This is a genomic window from Gilliamella sp. X-57, from assembly GCF_057063565.1.
Window position 1 is genome coordinate 43,414 of the sequence record NZ_JBXSQI010000020.1, and the last position, 13,504, is coordinate 56,917.

10 protein-coding genes are annotated in these 13,504 nt (G+C 38.8%); all 10 read left to right on the top strand.

All coding sequences use genetic code 11. From position 1 onward, the window contains the following. Window positions 1-96: 96 nt before the first annotated feature. Window positions 97-1,986 (top strand): DNA topoisomerase IV subunit B, encoded by a 1,890-nt coding sequence (gene parE / locus ACYIAL_RS09960; protein WP_174797744.1) that lies wholly within the window; start codon window positions 97-99, stop codon window positions 1,984-1,986. Between the two features lie 27 nt (window positions 1,987-2,013). Then, window positions 2,014-4,242, top strand: coding sequence for a DNA topoisomerase IV subunit A (parC, locus tag ACYIAL_RS09965; RefSeq protein ID WP_174797745.1), 2,229 nt, complete (start codon window positions 2,014-2,016; stop codon window positions 4,240-4,242). A gap of 1 nt (window position 4,243) precedes the next feature. Beyond that, window positions 4,244-5,089, top strand: a complete 846-nt coding sequence (gene djlA / locus ACYIAL_RS09970; protein ID WP_483751591.1) for a co-chaperone DjlA — start codon at window positions 4,244-4,246, stop codon at window positions 5,087-5,089. An 11-nt stretch (window positions 5,090-5,100) separates the two neighbouring features. Then, window positions 5,101-6,546, top strand: coding sequence for a TrkH family potassium uptake protein (locus tag ACYIAL_RS09975; protein ID WP_483751592.1), 1,446 nt, complete (start codon window positions 5,101-5,103; stop codon window positions 6,544-6,546). Window positions 6,547-6,688: 142 nt separating this feature from the next. Next, window positions 6,689-8,263: a TerC family protein gene (locus ACYIAL_RS09980; protein WP_483751593.1), complete on the top strand. Its 1,575-nt coding sequence runs from the start codon at window positions 6,689-6,691 to the stop codon at window positions 8,261-8,263. 195 nt (window positions 8,264-8,458) lie between these two features. Further along, on the top strand, window positions 8,459-9,769 hold the full coding sequence (locus tag ACYIAL_RS09985; RefSeq protein ID WP_174797749.1) for an NCS2 family permease: 1,311 nt from the start codon (window positions 8,459-8,461) through the stop codon (window positions 9,767-9,769). 308 nt (window positions 9,770-10,077) lie between these two features. Beyond that, window positions 10,078-10,452, top strand: a complete 375-nt coding sequence (rpsL, locus tag ACYIAL_RS09990) for a 30S ribosomal protein S12 (protein WP_034883792.1) — start codon at window positions 10,078-10,080, stop codon at window positions 10,450-10,452. 100 nt (window positions 10,453-10,552) lie between these two features. Next, window positions 10,553-11,023, top strand: a complete 471-nt coding sequence (rpsG, locus tag ACYIAL_RS09995) for a 30S ribosomal protein S7 (protein ID WP_034915550.1) — start codon at window positions 10,553-10,555, stop codon at window positions 11,021-11,023. A 114-nt stretch (window positions 11,024-11,137) separates the two neighbouring features. Further along, window positions 11,138-13,240, top strand: coding sequence for an elongation factor G (gene fusA, locus ACYIAL_RS10000; RefSeq protein ID WP_065638791.1), 2,103 nt, complete (start codon window positions 11,138-11,140; stop codon window positions 13,238-13,240). A 68-nt stretch (window positions 13,241-13,308) separates the two neighbouring features. Then, window positions 13,309-13,504 (top strand): GTP-binding protein (locus tag ACYIAL_RS10005; RefSeq protein ID WP_483751594.1); only part of this gene is annotated, 196 nt, incomplete at its 3' end.

Genomic DNA, 13,504 nt, shown 5'->3' on the forward strand with positions numbered 1-13,504 from the left:
TCATCACTTGTTAAAGTGCCTTTACCATTGACCTTGGTCTTATTGTTCAAAGGTTGGTATAATAGCCGCCATTTATTCGAGTAATATAGAAACATTATGTCGCAATCCACTTATAATGCCGTTGATATTGAAGTATTAAAAGGGCTAGATCCTGTTCGTCATCGTCCAGGAATGTATACTGACACAAGTCGCCCAAACCATCTAGGGCAGGAAGTCATTGATAACAGTGTCGACGAGGCCATCGCTGGCCATGCTCGTCAAATCAAGGTAACTCTTTATGAAGATAATTCACTAGAAGTCATTGATGATGGGCGAGGAATGCCTGTTGATATTCATCCGGAAGAAGGCGTGCCTGCAATTGAGCTATTACTTTGCCGTTTACATGCTGGTGGTAAATTTTCGAACAAGAATTACCAATTTTCGGGTGGTTTGCATGGTGTGGGTATTTCGGTGGTCAATGCGTTATCTAAACGCGTTGATGTGACCGTTCATCGTGATGGTCAAGTGTACGAAATAGCTTTTGAAAACGGCAATAAGGTTGAGGATCTGCATGTTACTGGTACGTGTGGGCGACGTAATACCGGTACCAAAGTGCATTTTTGGCCAGACGAAAAATATTTTGATTCTCCAAGATTTTCTGTCCTACGTTTGTCTCATCTTCTTAAAGCCAAAGCCGTGCTTTGCCCAGGTCTTGATATTATTTTTAAAGATAAAATCAACAAAACCGAACAGCGCTGGTGTTATCAAGATGGCCTAAAAGACTATTTAATGGAATCTGTTAGTGGTTACCCACTATTACCACAAATCCCTTTTACTGGCAGCCATATTGGTGAAACAGAAGCCGTAGAGTGGGCACTAGTTTGGATGCCCGAAGGTGGAGAACTATTGACTGAAAGTTACGTTAACTTAATTCCAACGATACAAGGTGGTACGCATGTTAATGGTTTACGTCAAGGCTTGTTAGACGCAATGCGTGAGTTTTGTGAGTTTCGCAATTTGTTACCGCGAGGCTTAAAATTAACTGCCGATGATATTTGGGAACGCTGTGCTTATGTTATTTCGGTTAAAATGCAAGAACCTCAATTTGCAGGTCAAACTAAAGAGCGATTATCATCACGCCAGAGTGCGGCATTTGTGTCGGCAATTGTGAAAGATGCGTTTAGTCTTTGGTTAAATCAACATGTGCAAATAGCTGAATTATTAGCTGAAATGGTAATTTCCAGTGCGCAAAAACGCTTAAAAGCCTCAAAAAAAGTTATCCGTAAAAAGCTAACTAGTGGCCCTGCACTACCGGGTAAGCTGGCTGATTGTTCATCGCAAGATTTAAGCCGTACTGAACTTTTTTTAGTGGAAGGGGACTCGGCTGGCGGTTCAGCTAAACAGGCTCGAGATCGTGAATTTCAAGCCATTATGCCGCTTAAAGGTAAGATTTTAAATACTTGGGAAGTGTCATCCGACGAAGTATTAGGATCTCAAGAAATTCATGATATTTCAGTGGCAATAGGTATTGATCCAGATAGCAACGATTTGAGCCAATTACGTTATGGTAAAATTTGTATTTTAGCCGATGCTGACTCGGATGGATTACATATTGCCACCTTACTTTGTGCGTTATTTGTTCGTCATTTTCGTACCATGGTTGAGCATGGGCATGTTTTTGTTGCTATGCCTCCACTTTATCGTATCGATCTAGGCAAGGAAGTCCATTACGCCTTAGATGAAGAAGAAAAAGAAGGCATTTTAGAGCAGCTTAAACGTAAAAAAGGCAAACCAAATGTACAGCGTTTTAAAGGATTAGGGGAAATGAACCCTCTTCAACTACGTGAAACAACGATGGATCCCAATACGCGCCGTTTAGTACAGCTATCGCTTGATGATAGTGAGCAAACGATGGCATTAATGGATATGCTACTTGCCAAAAAACGCGCAGAAGATCGCCGCGAGTGGCTACAAGAAAAAGGCGATCAAGTTGAACTTGATGTCTAACAAACAGAATGATTTAGAGGAACAATAATGAGTGATATAACTCATGACGGAGTAGAAGTCCAGTCGCTACGTACCTTTACCGAAAGCGCTTATTTAAACTACTCAATGTATGTCATTATGGATCGCGCACTACCGTTTATTGGTGACGGTCTCAAACCCGTGCAACGACGTATTGTCTATGCCATGTCAGAACTAGGTTTAAATGCGCAAGCAAAATTTAAAAAATCAGCACGTACTGTAGGGGATGTGCTTGGTAAATATCATCCTCATGGTGATAGTGCCTGTTATGAAGCTATGGTGCTCATGGCACAACCATTTTCATATCGCTATCCATTAGTTGATGGACAAGGTAACTGGGGGGCACCAGATGATCCTAAATCATTTGCTGCTATGCGTTATACCGAATCACGTTTATCGAAATATGCTGAATTATTATTAGGTGAGTTAGGGCAAGGAACGGTTGATTATACGCCAAATTTTGATGGTACTTTACAAGAGCCGAAAATGTTACCAGCCAGACTACCGAATATTTTATTAAATGGCACAACGGGGATTGCGGTTGGTATGGCAACTGATATTCCTCCACATAATATTCGTGAGGTGGCGAATGCGGCAATTATGCTGGCTGACAATCCAAATGCAACTTTAAGCGAAGTAATGGCTCACATACAAGGGCCTGATTTTCCGACCGAAGCTGAGATTATTACCCCACCTGATGATATCGCGAAAATCTATAAAACAGGGCGTGGCTCAATTCGTATGCGTGCGGTATGGAAAAAAGAAGATGGAGATATTGTGATTACAGATCTCCCTCATCAAGTGTCAGGCGCTAAAATCCTAGAACAAATTGCTTCTCAGATGCGAGCTAAAAAGCTACCTTTAATTGAAGATTTACGCGATGAGTCAGATCACGAAAATCCAACTCGTTTAGTGATTGTGCCACGTTCAAATCGAGTCGATTTAGAACAAGTGATGAATCATCTATTTGCAACCACCGATCTCGAAAAAAGTTATCGCGTTAATATGAATATGATTGGGCTTGATAATCGCCCGTCAGTCAAAGGTTTGGTTGAAATTCTCACTGAATGGCTTGAATATCGTAAAAACACTGTCACTCGTCGCCTAAATTATCGTTTAGATAAAATTTTAAAAAGACTACATATCCTTGATGGTCTATTGATTGCATTTTTAAATATTGATGAAGTGATCGAAATTATTCGCAACGAAGATGAACCGAAACAAGAATTAATTAGCCGTTTTGCATTAACCGATATTCAAGCCGAAGCGATTTTAGAGTTAAAACTCCGTCATTTAGCCAAACTTGAAGAAGTACGTATTAAAGGTGAACAAAGTGAGCTTGCAAAAGAGCGTGATCATCTGCAAGCGTTGTTAGCTTCACCTAAGAAACTGAGTAATTTAATTAAAAAAGAGTTACAAGAAGATGCAAAAAAATATGGTGATAAGCGTCGCTCACCGATTGTTGAGCGCAGTGAAGCTAAAGCTATTAGTGAACAAGAGTTAACACCATCCGAACCTGTTACTGTTATTTTGTCTGAAATGGGCTGGGTTAGAACCGCTAAAGGTCATGACATTGATGCTACAGGTTTAAGTTATAAAGCGGGTGATAGCTTTAAAGTCGCCGCGAAAGGAAAAAGCAATCAGCCAGTTATCTTTATCGACTCAACAGGTCGTAGTTATGCTATAGAGCCAAATACCTTACCATCTGCCCGAAGCCAAGGTGAACCATTAACTGGTAAACTAGCGTTACCTGCTGGCGCAACGGTTGAACATGTGCTGATGTGTCAAAATGATAATCAAAAATTTCTAATGGCATCCAGTGCAGGTTATGGTTTTATTTGTCAATTTAATGATTTAGTTGCTCGCAATCGTAACGGTAAGGCGGTTATCAATTTGCCAAATAATGCAAAAATACTTACACCTATGGAAATTCTATCTGAAGATAGTTTACTGCTGTCTATTACTCAAGCAGGTCGAATGCTCATCTTTCCAGTAAAAGATTTACCAGAACTTGCCAAAGGTAAAGGAAATAAAATTGTGTCGCTATCTGGCGCAGATGATAGTCTTTCTTATATGATATTCATTACCTCAGAGGCATCAGTGACTTTGTATGCAGGAAAACGTAAACTGACACTCAATCCTGCTGATTTACAAAAATTTAGAGCAGAACGCGCACGCAAAGGCACAGCGTTACCACGAGGTTTACAAAAGATAGATAAGATTGAGGTGAACGAATAATATGTCTTTTATCTGGGCGATGATTACTGGCTTTGTATTAAGTATTGTATTAAAAACGGGATGGGGGTTTTTATTTGGGTTATTTATTGGTCCAATGCTTTACCAAGCATTTTGCAATAAATTAACCGAACAAAAAACCAAAGCAAACCCAGAACTTTACTTAACGGTTGTTTTTGAAGTCCTTGGTCATTTAAGTAAAGCAAAAGGTGTTGTCACTCAAGATGATATTAATCTGGCTAGCCAATTCATGGACAGATTACAACTGGATCGAAATAGTCGAAAACTAGCACAAGACTCATTTAATCGAGGCAAAGCCAGTGACTATCCACTCAGGTCTCGTTTAGCTGAGCTATATGCACAATATCGTTACCGACGTAATGTGTTAAATATTTTTTGTGAGCAATTGATCCAAGCGGCATTAGTTGATGGAATTTTAGATGAAAAAGAGCAACAAATTCTTTTTATTGTAGCTGAAGAATTTAATATTCCACGTCAACAAATGGCAATATATATTCAAATGATGATGGGTAGTTACCATTTTCGTCATAATAGTTATAACAACCAACAAAATCAGCGGGATCAATATCAACGTAGTAATCATTATGGTGGTTATCAAGGCCGATCGACGCAATCAGATCTACAAAATGCTTACAGAATTTTGGGTATTGACTCATCTGCTGAAATCTCAGAAATCAAAAGAGCTTATCGTAAATTGATGAATGAACACCATCCAGATAAATTAGTATCTAAAGGTTTACCAAAAGAAATGTTGGAAGCTGCCAAAAAACGTGCACAAGAAATTCAAGCTGCTTATGATCTTATCAAAACAGCTCGTGGTTTTAAATAGAGACTATTATTATGCATTGGCGATCAATCCTTCGCATTATTGGGCTATTAATTGCCCTGTTATCGATATTTATGCTACTACCAGCTCTTATTGCTTTAATCTATCGTGACGGCGCTGGTGCAATCTTTGTTCGATCATTTTTTGCTGCATTGATATTAGGATGTTTATTATGGCTACCTAATCGTCACCATCGCCATGAACTGAGCACGCGTGAAGGCTTTTTTATCGTCGTACTATTTTGGGTTGTGCTTGGTACAATCGGTGCCTTTCCTTTTATTTTTGATACGCATATTAATTTAAATTTAACCAATGCTTTTTTTGAATCGTTCTCGAGTCTAACCACTACGGGCGCCACAACAATTGTTAAGTTAGATCATCTACCTAAAGCTCTACTTTTTTACCGCCAATTACTACAATGGCTTGGTGGTATGGGGATTATTGTCTTGGCTGTCGCCATCTTACCATTGTTGGGTGTAGGGGGCATGCAACTTTATCGCGCTGAAATCCCCGGCCCACAAAAAGACAGTAAAATGCGTCCTCGCATTGCCGAAACCGCAAAAACACTTTGGTCAATTTATATTTTGCTGACAACACTTTGCGCTATTTGTCTTTGGCTGGCTGGCATGAATGTATTTGATGCTGTATCACATAGCTTTTCGACAATATCAATGGGGGGATTTTCAACTCACGACGATAACCTTGCTTACTTTAATAGCGCCACAATCAATTACATTGTTACTCTCTTTTTAATCTTATCGGGTTGTAACTTCGCACTTCATTTTGCCGCATTAAGTGGATTTTCAATTAAAGTTTACTGGCAAGATCAAGAATTTAGAACTTTTGTTTTTATTTTAGCTGTTTTAATTGCAATCTGTACGTTTGGCATTTATTTTTATCAACCAGAACGGAAATTAAGTATCGATAAAATAGTACTGCAAGTTGTATCGATAACGGCAACGGTTGGATTTACGGTTGATGATATTAACACATGGCCTTCATCATTACCGATTTTTTTACTGTGCGCTTCATTTATTGGTGGTTGTGCCGGTTCAACTGGCGGTGGCTTAAAAGTAGTTCGAGTTCTGCTGTTGTTTATGCAAGGGTCGCGTGAATTAAAGCGTTTAATTCATCCAAATGCTATCTATACTTTAAAATTAAATAATCGAGTAGTTCCTGAACGTATTATTGAAGCTGTTTGGGGATTCTTTTCGGCATATGCGTTAGTCTTTTTAGTTAGCTTATTTGCTATTATGGCAACCGGCATTGATACTACAGATTCTTTTTACATTGTTGCCTCATCACTGAATAATTTAGGGGTCGGCCTTGGTAGTGTGAGCGATAATTTTGCTAGTGTGAGCGATATAGTAAAGTGGGTAATGGTTGTTGATATGTTATTTGGACGGTTGGAAATCTTTACACTATTGGTTTTATTTACGCCTACTTTTTGGCGAAGCTGATTTTATACTAAAACACATACTTTCCTGAAAGTTTTTGACAAAATACGTAATTTTTATAAATATTTTATTGATTATTTGCTCAATTACAGCCAGAATTACAACGCAGCATGTGCTGTATTTATTAGAGGTAATCACCTGACATATGGAATGGATCATGGATCCTACAATTTGGATTGGCTTATCCACTCTGGTTGTACTTGAAATCGTCCTTGGCATTGATAACATTGTTTTTATTGCCATTCTTGCCGAGAAACTTCCTCCCCAACAACGAGATAAAGCACGCGTTACTGGTCTCGCTTTCGCATTAATTACACGCGTTTTATTGTTAATGTTTACAGGATGGTTAGTTACGCTCACCACGCCGCTATTTTCAATATTTGGAATCAACTTTAATGCACGCCAACTGATTATGTTAATCGGCGGGGTATTTTTACTATTTAAAGCAACCATGGAACTCAATGAACGCCTAGAAGGTTCATCTCATGAAGATGGTAAACCGAAAAAAACGTCTCATTTCTGGACTGTTGTTGCGCAAATTGTGGTATTAGATGCCGTCTTCTCACTTGACTCAGTTATTACTGCTGTTGGTATGGTTGAGCATATTCCTGTGATGATTATTGCGGTATGTATTGCAATAGGTATTATGATGGTTGCGAGTAAACCTCTGGCTAATTTTGTCAACGCTCACCCAACTATTGTTATCCTCTGTTTGAGTTTTTTATTAATGATCGGTTTTAGTCTCGTTGCCGAAGGTTTTGATTTTATGATTCCGAAAGGTTATTTATATGCGGCTATCGGCTTTTCAATTATGATTGAGTTTTTCAATCAATTAGCTATTTTTAATCGTCGCAAAGCATTAAACAAAAAACCATTACGCGAACGCACAGCTGAAGCAATTTTACACCTATTAAAGGGGGATGCTGAAGAAGATCCAGATAGTCACACTACTGATGTGGCATCAGATACTCATAAAAAAGCTCCGGTGTTTAATCATCAAGAGCTGAGCATGGTTGAACGAGTTCTTGGACTGGCACAACGTTCAGTCAGTAGCATTATGACATCTCGACTTGACGTTGATATGGTTAATATTAATGACGATCGTGACGCTATTATAAAAGAAATTTTTGATAATCCTCATTCACGTTTAGTTGTCACCGATAATGATTCAATTGATGAGCCTTTAGGTATTATCCAAGTTAATGATCTATTAAAAGATATACTACAAAGTAAAGAGCCCATTGATATTCACTCGCTTATCAAACAACCGCTGATCTTCCCTGAGACCGTATCGTTACTAGTTGCATTAGATCAATTTAAAAAAGCCAAAACCCATTTTGCTTTTGTGGTGGACGAATTTGGCTCAATGCAAGGGGTTGTTTCGGTAACAGATATTATCGAAACCATTGCTGGCGATTTTCCAACTGAAGAAGAGGAAATTGATGCCAAACATGATATTCAATGCCTTGGTGATAATAGTTGGATGGCTAATGGTTACATTCCTGTTGAAGAACTAGTGCGTTTTGTGCCAATTGCCCTTGATGATAAGCGTGAATATCATACCTTGGCAGGGCTGTTAATGGAAAAAGCGCAGCATTTACTCAATGTTGGCGAAACATTACAAATCGGCGATTATTTATTTGAAGTCGCCGAAATAGAAAGCCACAGAATTCTTAAAGTAAAAATCACGTTAAACAAACTTGATTCTGTAACGTTATAGTATAGTGCAGCGAAATAACTAGAATAACGCTTGACCAAAATAAATAACTGGCAATAATAAAGCAGTAAAATTTCTGTTTATTTGAAGATGTGGGGCAACAGCTCTTCATCTTTTTTATTTTTACCTCTTGGTAAAAATAGATAGCACTCAATAAACTTTTATTCTTGCTTATCAATCTAAATTAGGCCTTAACTTATGAATTCAATATTTGAAAAAATATTTCAGCTGAAAGAGAAAAAAACAACTGTCGGTACCGAAATTATCGCTGGTTGTACCACTTTTTTAACAATGGTTTATATCATCTTCGTCAATCCATCCATCTTATCTGCAACTGGAATGGATACTTCTGCTGTTTTTGTATTAACCTGTGTGGTTACTGCCTTTGCGACGATTCTAATGGGTTTATTTGCCAATTTACCGATTGCATTAGCGCCTGCGATGGGACTTAATGTCTTTTTCGCCTATGGTATATGCGGTGCAATGGGCTACTCTTGGCAAGTCGGCATGGGCGCCATATTTTGGGGCTCTTTAGCCTTTTTTGCTTTGTCACTTTTTAAAGTCCGCCATTGGTTAATTGAGCATATTCCACAATGTTTACGCATAGGCATTAGTGCCGGTATTGGGCTATTTATTGCTTTTATGGGCTTTCAAAATATGGGGATTGTGGTTGCATCTCCTTCGACACTCTTAACAATGGGTAATATCTTATCGCTGAAAGTTTTATTGGGATCGCTTGGTTTCTTCATCATTGTTATTTTAGCAGCTCGTAACTTTCATGCAGCCGTATTAGTTTCGATTTTAGTCGTAACATTACTGGCATTATGGCTTGATCCTAATATCAGTTACCAAGGTATTGTGTCTATGCCACCAAGTGTGACTAGCGTTGTTGGTCATGTTGATCTAGCTGGCTCGCTTAATATCGGCATCATGGGCGTTATTTTTTCGATAATGATTGTCAGCCTATTTGATTCATCAGGCACTATTTTAGCATTAACTGATAAAGCTGGAATCAGTGACGAAAAAGGTCGATTTCCCAAAATGCGCCAAGCGCTATTGATCGATAGTTTTAGTTCATCTTTAGGGGGATTATTTGGCACATCATCAGTGTTAACCTATATCGAAAGTTCAGCCGGTATTTCAGTGGGGGGACGCACAGGGTTAACAGCGGTTGTAGTGGGTCTATTATTCTTAATCGTGACATTTTTATCGCCACTTGCTCATTTAGTACCAAGTTATGCAACATCTGGCGCACTTATCTTTGTTGGGATCTTAATGGTTTCAAGCTTAGTTAAAGTTAATTGGTCTGACTTAACAGAGGCGACGCCAGCCTTTATTACCGCAATCATGATGCCATTTGCCTTTGCCATTACTGAAGGTGTGGCACTTGGTTTTATCTCTTACGTAGTGTTAAAAACCTTTACGGGTAAATTTAAACAATTAAATCTGTGTGTGATTATATTTGCTGTACTATTCGCTTTAAAATTTATTTTTATCGATCACCACTAAAAAATAATACCCTATCGTTACTTACGGTGGGGTATATAGCAATTAGCAAAACAGCTAGTATATGTCTGGATATACTTATTACCCGTTTTAAAATTTACAGGTTTTTCTTCATTAAAATAGCGACCACCTTCTACAAATAATTAACGCTAAGATCAAGCACTTATTGATAGCAAAAACTTGACATTATCTCCTCTGGGGTCTAGAATCTTGCGACCCAAAACTTATATACATAGGTTTTGGTCTACAGTTATTAATTACGTATCTAAAAAGCAATTTTAAATTTATTTTAATTAATCAGGAGCTTATTAATGGCAACAATTAATCAGCTGGTACGCAAACCAAGAGCACTAAAGGAAGCGAAAAGTAACGTTCCTGCGCTTGAAGCATGCCCGCAAAAACGCGGTGTTTGTACTCGTGTTTACACAACTACACCGAAAAAACCAAACTCAGCATTACGTAAAGTATGTCGTGTACGTTTAACCAATGGTTTTGAAGTGACTTCTTATATCGGCGGTGAAGGTCATAACCTACAAGAACATAGCGTAATTTTAATCCGTGGTGGTCGTGTTAAAGACTTACCGGGTGTTCGTTATCACACTGTTCGCGGTGCACTAGACTGTGCAGGTGTTAAAGACCGTAAACAAAGCCGTTCTAAATACGGTGTTAAACGACCTAAAGCTTAATGGGACTCCGTTAAGTAAGGCCAAACTATATAATTCCATTTAACTCATTTGAGTTTTGGGTAAACCTGAAAAATTTATAACATATAAACGGAGTATTCCAATGCCACGTCGTCATGTTGTCGGTCAAAGAAAAATTCTTCCTGATCCGAAGTTCGGTTCAGAGTTACTGGCGAAATTTGTAAATATTTTAATGATAGATGGTAAAAAATCTATCGCAGAATCAATCGTATATTCAGCTCTTGATAAATTAGCTGAGCGTAGTGGAAAAGACCACTTAGCAGCTTTTGAAGTTGCACTAGATAACGTAAGACCAACTGTAGAAGTTAAGTCTCGTCGCGTTGGTGGTTCTACATACCAAGTTCCTGTTGAAGTGCGTCCAGTTCGTCGTAATGCACTTGCAATGCGTTGGATTGTAGATGCTGCACGTAAACGTGGCGATAAATCAATGGCTTTACGCCTAGCGAATGAACTTATGGATGCTTTTGAAAACAAAGGTACCGCTGTGAAAAAACGCGAAGATGTTCATCGTATGGCTGAAGCTAATAGAGCGTTTGCACACTATCGTTGGTAATATTCACACTTGTATTTATATAAGTGACTTGAATTAGGACTGATAGCCCTTATTTGCTATCAGTCAACCAAAATGATGTTTTATTAAGCAAGCGATTCTAAACAGAGGATTAATATGGCTCGTACAACCCCTATAGCACGCTACCGTAATATCGGTATTAGTGCACATATTGACGCAGGTAAAACAACAACGACTGAACGTATTTTGTTTTATACTGGTGTAAGTCACAAAATTGGTGAAGTTCATGATGGTGCAGCTACCATGGACTGGATGGAACAAGAACAAGAACGTGGTATTACTATCACATCTGCTGCAACAACTGCATTCTGGTCTGGTATGGGCCAACAATTTGAACCACACCGTATCAACATCATCGACACCCCGGGACACGTTGACTTTACAATCGAAGTTGAACGTTCTATGCGTGTTCTTGATGGTGCAGTAATGGTTTACTGTGCAGTTGGTGGCGTGCAACCACAATCTGAAACTGTATGGCGTCAAGCAAACAAATATAAAGTTCCACGTATTGCATTTGTTAACAAAATGGACCGTATGGGTGCTAACTTCCTACGTGTTGTTGATCAAATCAAAACTCGTTTAGCAGCAGTACCTGTTCCTTTAGTTTTACCAATCGGTGCAGAAGAAGGATTTACTGGTGTTGTTGATTTACTTAAACGTAAAGCAATCAACTGGAATGATGCTGATCAAGGCGTAACATTCACTTATGAAGATGTACCAGCAGATATGGTTGAAGAAGTCGAAGAATGGCGTTCTTTCTTAATTGAAACTGCTGCTGAAGCAAGTGAAGAGTTAATGGAAAAATACCTTGGTGGTGAAGAGTTAACTGAAGAAGAAGTGAAAGCAGCATTACGTGAACGCGTACTTGCTAATGAAATCATCTTAGTCACTTGTGGTAGTGCCTTTAAAAATAAAGGTGTTCAATTCATGCTTGATGCGGTTATTGAATATTTACCAGCACCAACTGATGTACCAGCAATCAAAGGTGAATTACAAAACGGTGAAGCTGCAGAGCGTCATTCAAGTGATGATGAACCATTCTCATCATTAGCATTCAAAATTGCAACAGACCCATTTGTTGGTAACTTAACATTCTTCCGTGTTTACTCTGGTGTGGTTAACTCTGGTGATACTGTTCTTAACTCTGTTAAAGATAAAAAAGAACGTTTTGGTCGTATCGTTCAGATGCACGCTAACAAACGTGAAGAAATTAAAGAAGTCCGCGCTGGCGACATCGCTGCTGCAATCGGTCTTAAAGATGTAACTACAGGTGATACACTTTGTGCGGAAAGCGCACCAATCATCCTTGAAAGAATGGAATTCCCTGAGCCAGTAATTTCGGTTGCTGTTGAACCAAAAACCAAAGCAGACCAAGAAAAAATGGGGCTTGCTTTAGGTCGACTAGCACAAGAAGACCCTTCATTCCGTGTTCACACAGATGAAGAATCGGGTCAAACCATTATTTCTGGTATGGGTGAGCTTCACTTGGAAATCATCGTTGACCGTATGAAACGTGAATTTAAAGTGGAAGCAAATGTAGGTAAACCACAAGTTGCTTACCGTGAAACAATTCGCAATGAAGTAGAACAAGAAGGTAAATTTGTTCGTCAGTCTGGTGGTCGTGGTCAATATGGTCATGTATGGTTGAAAATCAAACCATTAGAAGCGGGTGGCGAAGGCTACAAATTCAACAATGAAATTGTTGGTGGTGTGGTTCCTAAAGAATACATTCCTGCAGTTGATAAAGGTTGTCAAGAACAGATGAAAAACGGTGTTCTTGCTGGTTACCCAATTGTTGATGTTGAAGTCACTATCTTTGATGGTTCTTACCATGATGTTGACTCATCAGAAATGGCATTTAAAATTGCCGGTTCAATGGCATTTAAAGACGGCTTCATGAAAGCTAAACCTGTGCTTTTAGAACCGATTATGAAAGTAGAAGTTGAAACTCCAGAAGATTATATGGGTGATGTTATCGGTGACTTAAACCGTCGTCGCGGTATGATTGAAGGAATGGAAGATACTGCAACTGGTAAAACAGTTAAAGCACAAGTTCCACTTTCAGAAATGTTTGGTTATGCAACAGACCTTCGTTCACAAACTCAAGGTCGTGCTTCTTACTCAATGGAGTTCTTGAAGTACAATGAAGCACCAACAAATATTGCAACCGCAATTATTGAAGCTCGTAAAGCAAAATAATTTTATCTAAATAAAGTAACACTTCCCTTAATAACATAAGGGAAGTGATTTAATAAAGGAACATTAAGATGTCTAAAGAAAAATTTGAACGTACAAAACCCCACGTTAACGTTGGTACAATCGGCCACGTTGACCATGGTAAAACAACTTTAACTGCGGCAATTACTTCTGTACTTGCTAAAAAATACGGCGGTCAAGCTCGTGCATTCGATCAAATCGATAACGCACCAGAAGAAAAAGCACGTGGTATCACCATCAACACTT

Coding starts and splice junctions, on each gene's coding strand:
- djlA (WP_483751591.1), top strand. CDS start 4,244: ATGTCTTTTATCTGGGCGATGATTACTGGCTTTGTATTAAGTATTGTA.
- parE (WP_174797744.1), top strand. CDS start 97: ATGTCGCAATCCACTTATAATGCCGTTGATATTGAAGTATTAAAAGGG.
- rpsL (WP_034883792.1), top strand. CDS start 10,078: ATGGCAACAATTAATCAGCTGGTACGCAAACCAAGAGCACTAAAGGAA.
- ACYIAL_RS09975 (WP_483751592.1), top strand. CDS start 5,101: ATGCATTGGCGATCAATCCTTCGCATTATTGGGCTATTAATTGCCCTG.
- rpsG (WP_034915550.1), top strand. CDS start 10,553: ATGCCACGTCGTCATGTTGTCGGTCAAAGAAAAATTCTTCCTGATCCG.
- ACYIAL_RS09980 (WP_483751593.1), top strand. CDS start 6,689: ATGGAATGGATCATGGATCCTACAATTTGGATTGGCTTATCCACTCTG.
- fusA (WP_065638791.1), top strand. CDS start 11,138: ATGGCTCGTACAACCCCTATAGCACGCTACCGTAATATCGGTATTAGT.
- ACYIAL_RS09985 (WP_174797749.1), top strand. CDS start 8,459: ATGAATTCAATATTTGAAAAAATATTTCAGCTGAAAGAGAAAAAAACA.
- parC (WP_174797745.1), top strand. CDS start 2,014: ATGAGTGATATAACTCATGACGGAGTAGAAGTCCAGTCGCTACGTACC.